Source organism: Neorhizobium sp. P12A, assembly GCF_008365395.1.
Taxonomy (GTDB): domain Bacteria; phylum Pseudomonadota; class Alphaproteobacteria; order Rhizobiales; family Rhizobiaceae; genus Rhizobium.
Genome location: NZ_QOVX01000005.1, coordinates 290,314 through 304,908, shown reverse-complemented (window position 1 = coordinate 304,908; position 14,595 = coordinate 290,314). Strand labels below are relative to the sequence as shown.

Annotated in this window: 14 protein-coding genes; 4 read left to right on the top strand and 10 right to left on the bottom strand. The window is 59.8% G+C overall.

Annotation, left to right across the window (positions count from 1 at the left end; genetic code table 11):
- Window positions 1-53 precede the first annotated feature (53 nt).
- The 7 genes from DTW90_RS17690 to DTW90_RS17660 form a co-directional block, all read right to left on the bottom strand.
- The gene (locus DTW90_RS17690) at window positions 54-1,688 is read right to left on the bottom strand and encodes a molecular chaperone GroEL (protein WP_149339825.1); all 1,635 of its coding nucleotides are present in this window, start codon (window positions 1,686-1,688) and stop codon (window positions 54-56) included.
- 60 nt (window positions 1,689-1,748) lie between these two features.
- Window positions 1,749-2,564, bottom strand: coding sequence for an iron-sulfur cluster assembly protein (locus DTW90_RS17685; protein WP_149339823.1), 816 nt, complete (start codon window positions 2,562-2,564; stop codon window positions 1,749-1,751).
- A gap of 4 nt (window positions 2,565-2,568) precedes the next feature.
- Entirely contained in the window at window positions 2,569-3,591 is a 1,023-nt protein-coding gene (locus tag DTW90_RS17680; RefSeq protein WP_132522801.1) for an amidohydrolase family protein, read from the bottom strand.
- A gap of 77 nt (window positions 3,592-3,668) precedes the next feature.
- On the bottom strand, window positions 3,669-4,037 hold the full coding sequence (locus DTW90_RS17675) for an MmoB/DmpM family protein (protein ID WP_132522803.1): 369 nt from the start codon (window positions 4,035-4,037) through the stop codon (window positions 3,669-3,671).
- A 16-nt stretch (window positions 4,038-4,053) separates the two neighbouring features.
- Window positions 4,054-5,112, bottom strand: coding sequence for an aromatic/alkene monooxygenase hydroxylase subunit beta (locus DTW90_RS17670; RefSeq protein WP_149339821.1), 1,059 nt, complete (start codon window positions 5,110-5,112; stop codon window positions 4,054-4,056).
- 53 nt (window positions 5,113-5,165) lie between these two features.
- The gene (locus tag DTW90_RS17665; RefSeq protein WP_132522807.1) at window positions 5,166-6,248 is read right to left on the bottom strand and encodes a 2Fe-2S iron-sulfur cluster binding domain-containing protein; all 1,083 of its coding nucleotides are present in this window, start codon (window positions 6,246-6,248) and stop codon (window positions 5,166-5,168) included.
- A 98-nt stretch (window positions 6,249-6,346) separates the two neighbouring features.
- Window positions 6,347-8,014, bottom strand: a complete 1,668-nt coding sequence (locus tag DTW90_RS17660) for an aromatic/alkene/methane monooxygenase hydroxylase/oxygenase subunit alpha (protein WP_132522809.1) — start codon at window positions 8,012-8,014, stop codon at window positions 6,347-6,349.
- A gap of 492 nt (window positions 8,015-8,506) precedes the next feature.
- Between DTW90_RS17660 and DTW90_RS17655 the strand changes: the two genes are divergently transcribed.
- Genes DTW90_RS17655 through DTW90_RS17645 form a run of 3 tightly spaced genes read left to right on the top strand, consistent with a single transcriptional unit; the run spans window position 8,507 to window position 10,592 of the window.
- Window positions 8,507-8,956, top strand: a complete 450-nt coding sequence (locus tag DTW90_RS17655; protein ID WP_132522811.1) for a hypothetical protein — start codon at window positions 8,507-8,509, stop codon at window positions 8,954-8,956.
- The gene (locus DTW90_RS17650; protein WP_149339819.1) at window positions 8,953-10,389 is read left to right on the top strand and encodes a hypothetical protein; all 1,437 of its coding nucleotides are present in this window, start codon (window positions 8,953-8,955) and stop codon (window positions 10,387-10,389) included. Before DTW90_RS17655 ends, DTW90_RS17650 begins: the two co-directional genes overlap by 4 nt.
- Before the next feature lie 11 nt (window positions 10,390-10,400).
- Window positions 10,401-10,592, top strand: a complete 192-nt coding sequence (locus DTW90_RS17645) for a hypothetical protein (RefSeq protein ID WP_132522817.1) — start codon at window positions 10,401-10,403, stop codon at window positions 10,590-10,592.
- 43 nt (window positions 10,593-10,635) lie between these two features.
- On the opposite strand, the gene DTW90_RS17640 is transcribed toward DTW90_RS17645, so the two are convergent.
- Together DTW90_RS17640 and DTW90_RS17635 are read right to left on the bottom strand one after the other, a co-directional pair.
- Window positions 10,636-10,920: a ribbon-helix-helix domain-containing protein gene (locus tag DTW90_RS17640; RefSeq protein WP_149339908.1), complete on the bottom strand. Its 285-nt coding sequence runs from the start codon at window positions 10,918-10,920 to the stop codon at window positions 10,636-10,638.
- Between the two features lie 97 nt (window positions 10,921-11,017).
- Window positions 11,018-12,070, bottom strand: coding sequence for an NAD(P)-dependent alcohol dehydrogenase (locus DTW90_RS17635; protein ID WP_132522819.1), 1,053 nt, complete (start codon window positions 12,068-12,070; stop codon window positions 11,018-11,020).
- A 225-nt stretch (window positions 12,071-12,295) separates the two neighbouring features.
- Here DTW90_RS17635 and DTW90_RS17630 point away from each other — a divergent pair, with 225 nt between their 5' ends.
- Complete coding sequence (locus DTW90_RS17630; protein ID WP_149339817.1) at window positions 12,296-14,179, top strand: sigma-54-dependent Fis family transcriptional regulator; 1,884 nt, start codon at window positions 12,296-12,298, stop codon at window positions 14,177-14,179.
- Here DTW90_RS17630 and DTW90_RS17625 read toward each other — a convergent pair.
- Window positions 14,170-14,565 (bottom strand): VOC family protein, encoded by a 396-nt coding sequence (locus DTW90_RS17625; RefSeq protein ID WP_149339815.1) that lies wholly within the window; start codon window positions 14,563-14,565, stop codon window positions 14,170-14,172. The two genes, DTW90_RS17630 and DTW90_RS17625, sit on opposite strands and share 10 nt — an antisense overlap.
- Window positions 14,566-14,595 lie beyond the last annotated feature (30 nt).

The window sequence follows — 14,595 nt, the reverse complement described above, 5'->3', positions numbered from 1 at the left end:
CCCATAGTCATTATTCCGGGCGACGGCACAGGGCCGCCGCCCGGTTCCACTGATCAGGCTCTTCCCAACCGTTCGGCGCCGCCCCCGAGCGCCGGACCGGCAGTGGGATCCACTTCGTCTTCATGCAGGTCTCCGATCAGCGTCTCTGTCGTCAGAATGAGCTTGGCGACGGAGGCGGCGTTGCGCAGCGCCGTGTAGGTGACGCGCACCGGGTCGATGATTCCGGTCTCGATCATATTCTGATACGTGCCGGTCGAGGCGTTGTATCCGTAACCGCCGTTCACGCGGGTGACCTCGCCCACGACAGCCACGGGATCCGCACCGGCGTTGATGGCAATGCGCGACAGCGGCCGTGTCAGCACCGATTTGACGAGCCGCACACCTTCCGCCACATCGCCGCTCATCGTCTGCAATAGGTCGTCGAGGACGGGCGCGATCTGGGCGAGCGCGGAACCGCCGCCGGCAACGACGCCTTCCTCTACGGCCGCCCGCACGGCATGGAGCGAATCCTCGATGAGTTGGATCGTGCGCTTCTGCTCGACGGGCGTCACTCCTCCTGCATAGATGACCGCCGTGCCGCCGGAGAGCTTGGCAAACCGCTCCCGCAGCTTGTCCTGCTCGATATTGGGCGGAGCGATCTCATACTGGCGCTGTACCTGCGCCCGACGGGCGGCGATCGCCTCCGGATTGCCACCGCCGCGAACGATCGCGGTGTGGCTTGCGCTCGTTCTCACCCGTTCGGCAGAACCGAGGTCTTCCGCGGTCACATCCTCCAGCCGACCGCCAAGATCGCGGGCGATAACGCGGCCGCCGGTGAGAATCGCCAGATCCTCCATCAGCGCCTTACGCCAATGACCGTATTCCGGCGGATGGATGACGAGATATTTTCCAGCACCCTCTTTGCCGAGCAGCATGACGACCGCTTCAGGCGACATTTCCTCGGCGAGGATTAGCAGCGGCCGGTGCGCCGCGTCGGCAATGCGGCGCACCGCGTCCAGGGAGGAAGGATCCTTGATCTTGAGATCGGTCATCAGGATCAGGGGGCGCTCCAGAACAGCCTCCATCTTCTCCTGATCCGTCACCATATGATGGGAGAGGTAACCGCGATCGAACGACATTCCTTCGACGACATCAAGCGTCGTCTCCGTTGTCACGCTGAAATCGGTCGTGATGACGCCTTCCGTGCCGACGCGCTCATAAGCTTCGGTCACAAGCGCCCCGAGCTTCGGATCGGTGGCGGCGATATTGGCGACAGCGGCGAGCACGCCATCGCCCTTGGCAGGTTTCGCCTTGCTCTTTAAGGCCTCCACGATCTTGTCGACGGCCAGATCGATGCCTTTGCAGAGATCGACGGATTTCGCACCCCGCTCGCTCGCTGCAATGCCGTCCTGAACAAGCGCATTCGCCAGGACGATCGCTGTGGTCGTCCCGTCTCCGGCAACCTCGTTGGTCTGCATCGAGACTTCCCGGACGACCTGCGCACCCATGTTCTCGAAGCGGTCGGACAACTCAATCTCGGATGCGATGCTGACGCCGTCGCGGGTCACAAGCGGCGTGCCGATCGGACGGTCGATCATGGCATTCATCCCCCGAGGCCCCAGCGTCGACTCGACTGCGGCGGCAAGACGCCCGACGCCACGGGCAAGCGCCCGCCGGGCTTCGGAATTGTGCAACATCAATTTTGGCATGGTTCCTCCTCCTGCCGCCCAATGGCGGGTGCCCTGCCTGCCGTTCCATGCAGGCGTGTTTCAATGATCCGTGGTATGCGACAGCGTTGCGGGAGCAGGCACCCGACCGACGATGAAATCGACCAGGGTCGGCTCGCCATCGATCATTTCCATCTCCTTGTATCGCGTCTGTTTCAGCCCACGACAGAGCGCGCCGTTGAACTCCATGTTGATGCGCACGCTGCGCAACTCGCCGAGATAGGCGGCGAGCCTGTTGGCATCGACCGGCTTGCCTTCCCAATCGACAATGACCTTGTCATCGGGGCGCAGACCAGGACGGCGAGCAACGAGAGCCTCGCGGTAGCGCAGCCTGACTTTGACGGTGTCTGCCTGCCCTCCCCGCAAAGCATCGAAGTCGGCGAGCGCCATCGCGGCGATCGCGTCCTCGGAAAATCCGTTTGCCCTCAGACTGAGGATGACGGCCTCCTGCCGGCGCTTGAACGCCTTCAGCCGAAACTTCGCGCGCACCGCTTCTAGATCGATCTCGCCTTCGCTCGTCAGTGTGTCGAAGATCTCCGAGAAGCTTTTTCCAGCGGCGATGCCCTGGTTCACCTCCTCGGCGAACATGTGATCATGCAGGGCAATGTGAAAACGCGGCGACCAGGAGAGAGCCTCAAGCGCCACCCTGATGTCCTCCAACATCAGGAAGGCGAAGTTCGGCGAGCACCAATAGGTCGGGAGCCGAAAATCCACCTCGACGCCGCCATCCTGCGCGATCTCGGCTCGCTCGATGAAGCCCATCTCGGTGACGGGCTCATCCAGCTCGGGGTCGTTCACCGTTTCCAACCGCCGCCAGAGCTCCCTCTGGCGGCTTTCAGACAGACCGTCGATGCTCATCGGCTCACTCCGCAGCAACGCTGAAGGGCGATCCGGCGAGTGCCTTCTTCTTGGCGGCGATATCGATGCCGTAGAGGCGCGCTGCGTTGAGGCCGAGTATCTTCTCCTTGATCTCGGGGGTCAGATCGACACCGCGTTCCTGCTTGATGTCTTCCGGCAGTTCGAAGGCCCAAAGCTTTTCCACCAGCCAGCGCGGCGTCCAGATGGCATAGTCCGAACCGAACAGAATCTTTTCCGGGCCGATCCAGAATAGCAGCTCGGCGATAACCTCGGCGAAATACCGCGGACGCGAATGGATGAACGGCAGGACAACGGCAAGTCCGCCATAGACATTGGTTTCCTGCACGCCGATCCAACAGAAATCATCGAGGCGCGGAAGACCGCAATGCTCGACGATCCAGTTGAGATTCTGGAAGTCGGTCGCGGCGTAATCGACGTCATGAACGTCGAAGGCATCCTTGCTGAGCGGGATGATGGTCGGGCCCTTGTGAACGTGGATGTTCTTGATGCCCAGCTTCTCGCAGAGTTCGAAGCAGCGGTAGGCGTCTGGATCGTTCAGCTTCCAGCCCTTGGAGGCCCCGTTCCACTCGGCCGTGTACATCTTCACGCCTTTGATGTCGTAAGTCTCCTTCATGTAGTGGATATATTCGAGGGCCTTTTCGCCATCACGCGGGTCGAAGGAGCCGTTGACGATGAAGCGTTCGGGATAACGCTTGGCCACCTCGGCATTGCGCTCGATCGTGTTGAAACCGTTCCTGTAGAAATCCTTCAGATAGGTGGACTGAACGACCGCCACGTCGTCAGGACCATTGATGAACAGGTCCTGATAGAGATCGTCAGCGCTATATTTCTCGAACTTGCTCTTCTCCCAGAGCTGCTCTTTGGGGCTGAGCCCGGTGTGATAGGCATAGAAGCATTCGACGAACTGCTTGCCATGAATATTGCGCTGGTTTTCCGGGCTCCCGTCCCAGAAATGCGTATGCCCATCGACGATGAAAATCTCTTTGCCTTCGGGTGTAACGTACATGGTTTTCTCCTCCAAAACTGCCGTGTTCCGAAGGGTGCGCCCTGGCGGGGCGCATCCTTCAATCGCCCTGCCAGACCTCAGATGTAGTCAAACACCTCGTCCATATCGCCGAAGAGGATCACCGTGTTGTCGTCGACGCGGACCATGCGGCCATAATGCGTCGATGTGTTGACCTCGAAGATTTCTGCGGTCATCTCCCGTCCGAGATATTCGCTGATCTCGTCCATCTTGAAGATCAGCTTGCCGACGCCGTCGATGCGGATCAGCGCGGGCTGATAGGTGACGACCACACCCGGCTTCTGGCCCATGAATTCGGCGATGGCGCGCGCCTCGACGGAATCGTTCATGGTGACGCCGCATTGATGGGAAATCGTCTGCTCGAAGGTGATATCCTTCATCGATTTGAAGATGTTGTCGTGCGATGTGTCGCGTGCAACCAGTGACATGAAATAGCTCCTTCGATTAGCGCTTGAGATCGAGTTCGCCGAGGATCTTGCCGAGCCGCTCCTGCGACTGGGCCTGGACATCGGCAAAGGCTACGGGCTTGGAATGCGGCATCGACCAGATCGGCTGCAGACCCTTGGCAGCCTTGTCGGCAAGGGCAGCATGCTTGGCGATCCATCCCTGGAAGACCTTCTTGTTGTCGTCGCCGTAGGAATTGTCGTTGGCGAGCAGGTACATAAGGTCGATCGTGTTGGCGAGATTGCGCTCGTAATCGGCTTCGGCCGCAGAGATGACCGGCGGCGTGACGAAGTCGTGGTTGGCGGCTGCCACCTGCATCAGGAAGCCAGAACGAAACAGTTCCCCGACCAGCGGCTCGAATATGAGATTGATCGCGAAATACTGCTCAAGATAGTCGGTCGCGCCCATGATGGTTTCGACCGCTTCGCGCGTGCCCTGCCAGACGCTGTCCTCGAGCCAGGTCTTCTTGCCGAGGTCGTCATCCCAGCCCTGAATATTCATGCCGATCTCGGCCAGATAGAGGGTGATGTCCTGGGCGAGCCGCAGCTTGTAAGAAGAATTGGTCAGCGTCGCGTTGTTGATCATCTGGGTATAGCCGTAGCGCTGCGCCTGCATCAGCGACGTGCCGAGGCCGAACTCCACATGCTTCCAGGCTCCCAGATGCGTCTGCAGGATCTTGAGCCATACCTTGTCGAAGGTTTTCGGCGCACCGGCGCGCCGCGCATTCGACACAACGCTTTGCACCATGGTCTCGATCTTGGACTGCCGCTGGTAGTGCGTGCGCTCCCACTCCTGGTCCGGCGCGCGGAAGCTGTGCCAGTTGGAGCTTTTGACAGCGGTGTTGTCCTTCACATAGGCGCCCTTGCCGTTGGCGAAGGAGATGATCCAGTTCTGGATCAAATAGCGTTCCGGATCGGGCTGGACGTCGACCGTCACATCTTCATAATGGGTGGCGCGCTGGCCCTTCGGTTCGAAGTAGCGATATCTGCGGCTGTCGGAATCGGCAAAGATTGCCGCTCCGGCCGCACCTGATCCGACAGAACTCGATAATGCTGGCATGGTTCTCACTCCCGTGTTGCAAGCTGATTTGTAGGTGTCTGTCTCTTCCGGCCCTAGTGAGCCGGAGCTGCCGACGAAGACGTCGTGAAGCGATCGAAGAAGATGCGCTCGGTTTCGAAGCCGTTCATGAAGAGGACGGGCTGAAGCGCATCGATCATCGGCGGCGGGCCGCAGGCATAGACGTCGCCGTTGCCATCCACATCGAGCTGTTTGAGCCAGGCGTCGACCCGTTCGTGAACGAAGCCGCGCTCACCGGTCCAGCCGCTGTCATCTGACGCATGCGAGAGGACCGGAATGAAGGTCACTTCGGGATGGCGCGCGACTAGCTCCTCGATGCGATCGAGATGGAAGAGGTCGCCTGGCGTGCGCGCGCCATAGAAGAAATAGACCGGGCGGGATTCGCCGCTGAGGACATGGTCGTTGAGGATAGACCACACCGGCGACATACCCGATCCTGCGCCTACCAGGATCAGGGGTCCTTCTCGTTCCTCCCGTCGGAAACAGGTCCCGTAGGGTCCGACGACGGTGACATCGGCTCCGACCCGGATGCCTCCGGAATCGAGTTCTCCGGAGAATTTGCCTTCCGGGTATTTTTTGATGATGAAGGAGAGTTTCTGGGTTTCGCGCGGCGTATTTGCCATGGAGAACGAGCGTGTAATCGTCTCCCCTTTTTCGGTGGTGACCGTGATGTCGACATATTGCCCCGCCCAGAACTTCATCGGGGAACCAAGCTCGATCTCGATGCCTCTGATATCGTGGGTCAGCGCTTCGATGTGGGAAATCCGTCCCCTGAACGTCTTCACCGCGATCGCCTTCGACAGCACCTCCTCGTCATAATTTAAAAGCTCCACTTCCATGTCGGAGAAGGCGAGCGCCCGACATAGCAGGATATGGCCGGTATCCTTCTCCATGTCGTTCAACGCGAAGGTCGAATATTTGAGCATGTCGACTTCGCCATCGAGAAGCACGCATTTGCAGGCGGAACACTGCCCCTCCTTGCAGCCGTGAGGCAGCGTGATGCCTTGGCGGAAAGCGGCGTTCAGCACCGTCTCGCCGTGTTCGACCTCGAATTCGACACCAACAGGCTCAAGGCGGACCTTGTGCGCTGCCACATGCACTTTCTGAGCGTCAGCCATATGGAAATTCTCCCAATTCCCCCGCTCCCGACTGAAGGAAGCGGCCTCGTCCCGGAATGCGGAGGCCGAATAGTCGGCCTCCGCCTGATCTCATGCGTTCAATTGCAGGGATTGATGGTGAAGCCTGCGCGATACTCGGCGAGGTGCTTCTCCCGATCCGCCGGCGACATTTCGCGCAGCAGCGTCAGCGGCGACATCAGCGTGTGGCCGCGAACATCGTCGAGTGTCCACATATCCTTCGCGTCGAAGCGCAGATGCGGTTGCGGCACCAGGGTCTTGCCGTCTGAACGGACGAAGTTCAGGTCCTTAATCGCATCGGCCAGATCCCAGCCGTGATAGAGCGTCTCCCACTCGCGCTTGCCGCTGAAGCGGCCCATCGCGGGCGTCGGCCGGCCCTGATATTCGTCCGCAAAGGCCTCGATGGCCGTCCAGCGGTCGAGTTCGTGGGCGAAGGTGTGAAGCTGACCGTCGATTTCATCGACGACAATGTCCTCACGGATCAGGCAGGGAACGAGGCAGCTCCAGCAGCGATGCGGATAGACGTAGCCGGTTTCCGTCGAGAAGGTGATCGGCGTTTCGCCGGGGCGGCTGAGCTTGTCGTACCATTTCCAGAACTCGCCGAACTCGGCATACCAGCCCGGATACTTGTTCTCGAACCAATCGAAGTCGGCTTCACGCTGGGCTTCGATGCGCCAGAAGTTGACCGGCCAGCCTACTGCGAAGAACTGCGCGACCTTGTGGACGTAGTGCTTCTTGGTGATGCGGTTCCAGGCTTCGTGCACGTCGTCGTGGTGGACCTTGATGCCGTATTTTTCGAGCGGCAGCATGTAGGTGCGATAATAGTCCTCGAAGATCCAGCGATGCCACATCTCCGCGTAGGACTCCTTGTTCTTGTCGCGGTTCGTGGTGCCGTATTCGATGAAGGTGCCGATGGCGGCATCGACGATCGCGTGGTTCTGCCAGAAGGCGTAGCGCAGGTCGCGTTCCAGAAGCAGGTGGTTTTCCGGCTCCTTGAGCGCTGCCATCAGCAGCGAATGGCCGTTGCCGATATGCCGGCTTTCGTCGGACTGGACCGACAGGAAGACGGTCGGCAGCGCATAGTCGCCGTTGCGAGCGGCTTCCGACGGCATGGCAACGAAGAGCGTATTGGTGAAAGCGGTCTCGGCGACGACGGTCAAGTACAGGCAGGCCGATGTCATCACGTCCCCGGTGATGAAGCCTTCGCCGAACTGGCGACCGATCGTCGTGGCATAGCACTTGCCGAAGGCCTCCTCGGTGATATCGAAGCCCGCAGGATCGATATAGTTCTCCATGTACCATTTCTTCAGGTTCATCTGGATAGTCGAATGGCGGAATTCGTCGACCATCTGCATGGTGAAGCCGGTACGCAGGTCTTCGCCGGGTGCGATGCGGGCGACCATCGCCATGGAGCGGGCGGCGGAGATTTCCGGGAAGGGGATGATCGCCAGGAAGAGCTTCATCCATTCCACCCAGCGCGGCTCGACATTGCGGAACATGTCCCCGCGCAGCGCCGCATCGAGAGCGCCATAGACGCGATTGTCCTTTTCCTCCTGCATGGGGAAGTAGGAGCGCAGCACCTGCTTCATCGGATCGCGCGGCGCCTTGCTGATCTTGTAGTCCGTCGGAAACGTCATCGCTTCCTGCACGTAGCTGGGATTCCAACCAAGATCGGAAATCCGCTTGGTTGCCTCGCCGACGGAAATACCTCGCTGCGAGGTTATCTTATTGAGTGTCAAAGACGACATCGTCCTCAGCCTCCTCTATGGTTCGCCGCAGACCTGAGGTCCCGGCCGGAACGGCGCCAGAAACGCCGCGAGCGAAAGTTGGAACGGCACGGGGACGGATGACGCGACGACGCGCCCCGGTGGGCCGGCCATTCAGTTCGATCGAGGCAAAGGTCTTCGGGGAGGTTCCGGACTCCTCGGCCGGATACGCCAAACCGTTCCCCAACTCCTTCGTTCTTCTGTCGTCGCAGTCAGCGCGATAATTTTATGAGAATTGAGAGTGCAAACGGCGTGCCAAGTCAGTTTCTCCCTGTTTCCAGGGTTTGCCGAAGCGGAATATCGAAATGTTGTAAAGTTATTTTACAGTCGTAATTTACAAATGTAATTTAATTTATACTTTGATTTAGCGCGAATAATATTTCGCATGTGCGAGATAAACAAAGATCGACATTTAAAATTTCACGGCATATATTTTCATTCCGAGGGTATTTATTTCCCGGTTGGAAGAGATCCATGTCGGACGAGAATGAACAGAGGACGCCGGTCGGACCTATCGAAGGCGACGTGACCACAGATATTGCGAGGCTTATGCAGCGAGACCTCGTCTTTGTGGCGCGCTTTCTGGGAGAGAGCCAATATCTGATGCAAAGCCATTTCCAGCAATTCATCCTGCGCGAACTCTCTGCCTCAGGGATCACCGATGAGACCCATCCGATGATCCATGCCTTTGCCGAACGGCACGCAATCCTGCTGCGCGATTTCGTGTTCTCGGGCGTTTCCCTGTCACGGCAGCTTCGTATCGAAGAGCTCGAACGGTTGACGGGAGACACGATGATCCGCGTCGATATGTGGGACCAGATTCGCAGCCACATCGACATGGCGGAGCAGCGGTTCCGGACGCAGCTGCCGGGTCTGCCGGCCACGCTCGAGGTCTGGAAGGCACCTTCGAGAGGCAATCCATGAGTGCCGATGTTTCAAACCCGATCCAGGATTTGCTGCAGCGTCGCCTGATGCTCGTTTCGACCATTTCGGCGCTGACCGCAAAGACGCACAGGCTGATTCAGGAACATTCTGGCGCAGAGATGGAAATTCTTCGCCTGGAACTTGCCTTGGGGCGTAGCCCGGCAGAAGGCGAACTTCTGCACGCCCTGGCGAAAGCGGAAGCGGACGCCGAGGCGATCCGCTCAAGGCAGGAGGACTGCGCGGCCGAAATCGAGGTCGCGGAAGCCGCCGTCAGCGAGGTCGATCGTCTGATCGCAGCGTCAAAGGAAAAAACGGTGATGAACCAGCAGTCCGTTCCCGATCTCACATTGTTCGACCTTCTCGCCCGCAATTGGCAACGCCCCGCCGCGATCAGGCAAATCTGTTTCAACGACGACGACACGCTTCTTGCCGTCATTTGTGCAGACGGCTCGCTCGCCTTTGCGCGAATGGCGGATAACGAGCCGCCGGAGGCCCGCATCACGGTCGACAGGGGCCAGGCGACGATCAGCCCACGTCAGGGCAAGGCAGCGCCGCTGATCATTACGCGGGTAAAGGGCGCCAGGTCCGTCTCGCTTCACCGTGATGGCGGCTTCCTCTCCGCAGGCGCAAACGGCGGCCTGTTGCGTCTCAGTCGGGCCGGCGAGATCGCCGAAACACTCTTCTCGATCGATCAGCCGGTTCAGGCCTTCGACTATTGCGCCGCGACGCATGCGACGGCGATCGTCGTCGGCGATAGGCTTCATTTTCACACCGGGAAAGATCCCTCGAGCGCAAAGGCAAACCTGCCCGGAATGGCTTCAGAGCACGTGGCGTTTGCCACAGACGGGACCAGAATCGCGGTTGCCACCGAGGAGAGACTGATCGTGTTTCGGGGCGGCAGTGAGCTGGAACCCTTGGTGGGGATTTACCTGCCCGCTCCGCCACTTTCGCTGAAATGGAGTGATGACGGAAACTGGCTGGCCGTCGGCCTCGATGGTGCAGGACTGTGCTTGCTCGATGCCAATGCCGGCCGCAATGTCGTGCTTGGCGATTTCCCGGCGCCAGTTCGTTCCGTAACCTGGAGCGCACAGGAAAAGGTACTCATTGCCGCCGGCGCCTATCGCATAGCCGGCTGGTCGATGAAGACGCCGCCGTTCGATGACAATGCAACGGGCGCGCTCGCCACCGGGCGCGTCGGTCTTGTGCTTGTCGACGCGGTTGCGGCCCAGCCAGAGGGCAGATTGGTCGCCGCCGGCCGTTCCAATGGGCAGGTGGTGGTCGCGCCGATCGGCTCAGGCGAAGAATTGGTGGTGCGCCCCGCCGGAGGGCCGGTCACGGCGCTTCAATGGACAAGGGATGGCCGACATCTCGCCATGGGCGATGCGCTCGGCAACGTCGCCATCGCAACCTTCCCGGCACAGCTTTTCAAATGATGGAGGACAGAATGCAGATCGAACTTTCCGAAGAGGAAAAGAGCAAGGACGCCTTTTTCGAGAGGATCGCCAGATTGTCTCAGGAGATGGTCGAGGCCCATGGAAGGGACTTCAGCATGGGCGCGTTGGTGCTCGGCGCGCGCTGGATCGCCGAAGGCAAGGCCGATGCGGGCGGCAAGGAACCTTCCCGCAAGATGATGTAGGGCTTGGATAAAGGCCGATGCTTCCGGCACGGCCTCTTGGCGATCAGGCCCTTTGCCGCGATGCCTCCACGCGCTCCTGCTGATAGAGAAGACAGACAGTCCGCAGCATCGAGGCGAGATTGGACATGTCGTCATGCTGCTCCAGCGCTTCGCGGTAGAGTTCGCCTACGAGCTTCGGCATCGACAGGCCCTCCACGGCTGCCATGTCTTCCAATGCATTCCAGAAAGCCGATTCCAATCTGATACTCGTCGAATGCCCGCCAATTCGGACCGAGCGGCTGATCTTCGTAAACCGGCCCTGCCCTTGATGCGTCAAAACCCTACACATCATGTCTTCCTCCATCGCGATAGTTGTTGGCACATGACTAAGCTCTCCGCCCGGAAACCGGACGAAGAGCGCTTGCGAAATTGTCGAAGCCGAACGTTCAAGGGATCAGCACGGCACGCCCATGGATCTTGCCGTTGTGCAAATCCTTGAGCGCCTTATTGGCGTCGGCGAGCCGGTATTCCACGGTCGTAAGGTTCACGAGGCCGCGATCGGCGAGCGCCATCAGCTCCACGAGTTCGGCCCACGTTCCGACGAGGTTGCCGATGATGTTCTTTTCCGTGATCACCATGTCTACCGTCGGCACGCGGATATCTTCGCCGTAGCCGACGACGTAGTAGCTGCCCATCGGCCGGGTCATCGCAAGCCCCCTGGTGGTGGTGCCTTTTTCGCCGACGAAGTCGATAACGGCTTCGGCGCCTTGCCCATCCGTCAGTTGCAGCACTGCCTCGACCTCGTTGCCGTCAGCCTTGACCAGCTTGTCGGCGCCGATCTTGCGTGCCAATGCCAGGGAATCCTCTGACGTATCGACCACGATGACGTCGGCAGCGCACATGGCCTTCAGGCACTGGATGGCGATGTGGCCGAGCCCGCCCGCTCCGATGACGACGCAGCTCTCGCCGGGTAGCAGATGCCGCGTCGCTTTCTTGACGGCTCTATAGGCGGTCAGTCCGGCATCGGCATAGGGTGCTACATCCTTCGGCGCCAAGGTCTTGGGCAAAGCCACGATATTGCGCTCTGAGGTGCAGAGATATTCGGAATAGCCGCCGTTGCTGTCGAGCCCGGGAAATTTACCGGGGCCATGCATGTCGAAGCCACGCCGGCAGGCAAGGCAAGTGCCGCCCGAAATCTTGGGATGGACGATGACGGGATCGCCGACCTTGATGCCCTCCACTTCCTTGCCAATGGCCTCTACCCAGCCGGCATTTTCATGCCCCATAATCAGGGGCAGAAGATCATGGCCGTTCGGATCCATATGCGGCCGCCACACGCCCTCGATGATATGTAGGTCGGTGCGGCAGACGCCGGCGCCACCGATACGCACGATGACGTCGGTCGATTTCTTGATCTGCGGATCGGGGACGTCCTGTAGCGAAACCCACTGATCGGCTTTCAGATGATCGTCATATTTGTTCAGAACCTGCGCCTTCATACTGATGTCTCCTCCATCGCAGAGATCGATGCCTGTTGCGAAGCAGGAAGAAGCAATCGCCGTTCCAGATCAGATTCATTTTTATTATCATATATATAGCTGGAAGCGGCCGACGCATCTCTGTTCATCGGCTGGACGGAGCCGCGAACGAAACTGTCCAGTTTCTGTCTATTGTCATCCCGGTGACGACTGTTATCCTTCCGTCATGATGCATGAGGAGGAGCCATGCAGCATCTTTCAGGAATGGACCGAGCGCGCAACGCGCTTGAAAAGGGTGAGCGCTTCCCTGTTGGCGCGCTTCAAGCTGTCGTCGCCGACAGCTGGCAGCGGTGTCGCGAAGGCGGTCTCGATCCGCGCGGCATGCCGCTTCATAGCGTCGTGGCCTTTTCCGACGTCCGAAGACGGCGTGAGGCTGCCGCGTCCATGCGCCGTCTGGCGCTCGCTGAGATGCAGCTTTTGCACTCGCAGATCGCCGGATCGAACTTCATGATCGCACTTGGCGATGCAGACGGCATCGTTCTCGATACGATCAGCGATCAGGAATTCGCCGACAGCGCTGCCGGCCGTTCGATCATTCCGGGCAGCATGTGGAACGAGGATGAGCGCGGTACCAATGCCCTCGGCCTCGCCGCCATGACCGGAAAGCCGGTCGCTATCTACGGACGCGAGCACTATTTCGCCTGTCATGGCCATCTGAGCTGCATGGCAGCGCCTATCTTCAATTCGCAGGGCGAGCTTCTCGGCCTGCTCGATGCCTCCTGCGCCCATGAGGCCCGACAGGAACACACGCATGCGCTGGTCCGCATGGCTGCATCGCAGATCGAGAACGGCCTCGTTTTCCAGGAATTTTCCGGCAACTTCGTTTTTGCCTTCCATCCACGCGTCGAATATCTGGACACGCTCTCGGCCGGGCTGATCTCTGTATCGCCCGGCGGCGACATCACCTCGATCAATCGTTCCGGCCGGGCGCTGCTCGCTGGCCTGCCGGCAACGCTTGGCAGCCATTTCGATGCGCTCTTCGAATCCGGCTTCGGCGCTGCGATGGATGGGCTGCTCAGCGGCGTCATCATCCGCATTCGCGACCGGGCCGGCAGCAGCGTCTTCATGGCCTGCCGGCAGATCGCCCAAGGGCGAAGTTCGCCGCCCCGCCAAGGCTCCCTGTCCGTCCCGACATTGCTGCCTAAGCAAGGCCTGCCAGAGTTCGTTTGCGAAGACGGCGTGCTGCGGCGGGCAATCGCCAACCTGGCGGACGCCGTTGCTCTGGAGATGCCCGTCCATATCACCGGTGAGACCGGGACAGGCAAGGAACTGATGGCCCGCCATATCCATCACCTTAGCCGGCGAAAGGGTGAGTTTGTCGCCATCAATTGCGGCGCGGTGCCGGAGGAACTCTTCATCTCCGAAATATTCGGTCACGAGCCGGGAGCCTTCACCAATGCGCGCGACAAGGGCGCGCCGGGCCTTGCGCGCGCGGCCCATCGAGGCACGCTGTTTCTCGACGAGGTGGCCGACATACCGCTTGCCGCGCAAACCTCGCTTCTCCGTTTCCTCGATAATATGGAAGTTCGGGCGGTGGGTGCGCATAAAACCGAGAAGGTGGATGTGCAGATCGTCTCCGCCACCAATCGCGACATGGAGGAGATGGTCGCGCAACGGCTGTTTCGCGCCGATCTCTATTATCGGCTCAACGCCTTTGCCGTTCATCTGCCGGCGCTCAGAGCCCGCACCGATTTTGCTGCGATCGTTCGCCACCTAATGGAGGCTATGGCGCCGGGAACACCGATCACGGACGCTGCCATTGCCGGACTTTCACGACGAAAATGGCCGGGCAATGTGCGCGAGCTGAGGTCCGTCCTGCAGCGCGCACTGGTGGGCCGTCACGCCGACTATCTCGATGAGGATTGTTTCGAGGGAGCGAAATCGGAGGCCGAGAGCGTGGGCGATTGCTGTGAGGAATGCCGAAACCGGCCGCTCAGTCGCGCCAGATGCGAAGAAATCCGTTCAGTACATCGTCGGTTGGATGGAAATATTTCAAAAGCGGCCCGCGAATTGGGCCTTTCACGCACGACGGTTTACAAGCATGTGCTCGGACTGCAGGATCACAAATAGCGACCACCGCGCTGAATGACTTCGATCTTGTAACCATCGGGATCGGTCACAAAGAAGAAGCGGGCAAGCGGCTCGCCATTGTGCTGAAAATCCACGATCTTGCCGACAGCGAACCCGAGCGAGACGAAGCGCTTGTGCTCGCCCTCTATGTCGTCGACCGAAACGGCTAGATGGCCATAGCCGTCGCCGAGCCCATAGGGCTCAGTCCGCCCTTTATTGACCGTCAGCTCAAGTTCGAATCCTGTGTCGGGGTTGCTGAGATAGAGAAGCGTAAAGCTGTCGAAATCCACGCGTTCGGCAACGGAAAGACCGATCGCTTGCCGATAAAAGTCGACGGAACGCCGCTCGTCCAGCACCCGGATCATGGAGTGGATCATCTTGGCCATATATGCGCCTCCTAGCGCGTGGGAATGGAA

Coding starts and splice junctions, on each gene's coding strand:
- DTW90_RS17625 (WP_149339815.1), bottom strand. CDS start 14,565: ATGGCCAAGATGATCCACTCCATGATCCGGGTGCTGGACGAGCGGCGT.
- DTW90_RS17640 (WP_149339908.1), bottom strand. CDS start 10,920: ATGTGTAGGGTTTTGACGCATCAAGGGCAGGGCCGGTTTACGAAGATC.
- DTW90_RS17630 (WP_149339817.1), top strand. CDS start 12,296: ATGCAGCATCTTTCAGGAATGGACCGAGCGCGCAACGCGCTTGAAAAG.
- DTW90_RS17660 (WP_132522809.1), bottom strand. CDS start 8,014: ATGTCGTCTTTGACACTCAATAAGATAACCTCGCAGCGAGGTATTTCC.
- DTW90_RS17655 (WP_132522811.1), top strand. CDS start 8,507: ATGTCGGACGAGAATGAACAGAGGACGCCGGTCGGACCTATCGAAGGC.
- DTW90_RS17690 (WP_149339825.1), bottom strand. CDS start 1,688: ATGCCAAAATTGATGTTGCACAATTCCGAAGCCCGGCGGGCGCTTGCC.
- DTW90_RS17665 (WP_132522807.1), bottom strand. CDS start 6,248: ATGGCTGACGCTCAGAAAGTGCATGTGGCAGCGCACAAGGTCCGCCTT.
- DTW90_RS17675 (WP_132522803.1), bottom strand. CDS start 4,037: ATGTCACTGGTTGCACGCGACACATCGCACGACAACATCTTCAAATCG.
- DTW90_RS17685 (WP_149339823.1), bottom strand. CDS start 2,564: ATGAGCATCGACGGTCTGTCTGAAAGCCGCCAGAGGGAGCTCTGGCGG.
- DTW90_RS17645 (WP_132522817.1), top strand. CDS start 10,401: ATGCAGATCGAACTTTCCGAAGAGGAAAAGAGCAAGGACGCCTTTTTC.
- DTW90_RS17680 (WP_132522801.1), bottom strand. CDS start 3,591: ATGTACGTTACACCCGAAGGCAAAGAGATTTTCATCGTCGATGGGCAT.
- DTW90_RS17635 (WP_132522819.1), bottom strand. CDS start 12,070: ATGAAGGCGCAGGTTCTGAACAAATATGACGATCATCTGAAAGCCGAT.
- DTW90_RS17670 (WP_149339821.1), bottom strand. CDS start 5,112: ATGCCAGCATTATCGAGTTCTGTCGGATCAGGTGCGGCCGGAGCGGCA.
- DTW90_RS17650 (WP_149339819.1), top strand. CDS start 8,953: ATGAGTGCCGATGTTTCAAACCCGATCCAGGATTTGCTGCAGCGTCGC.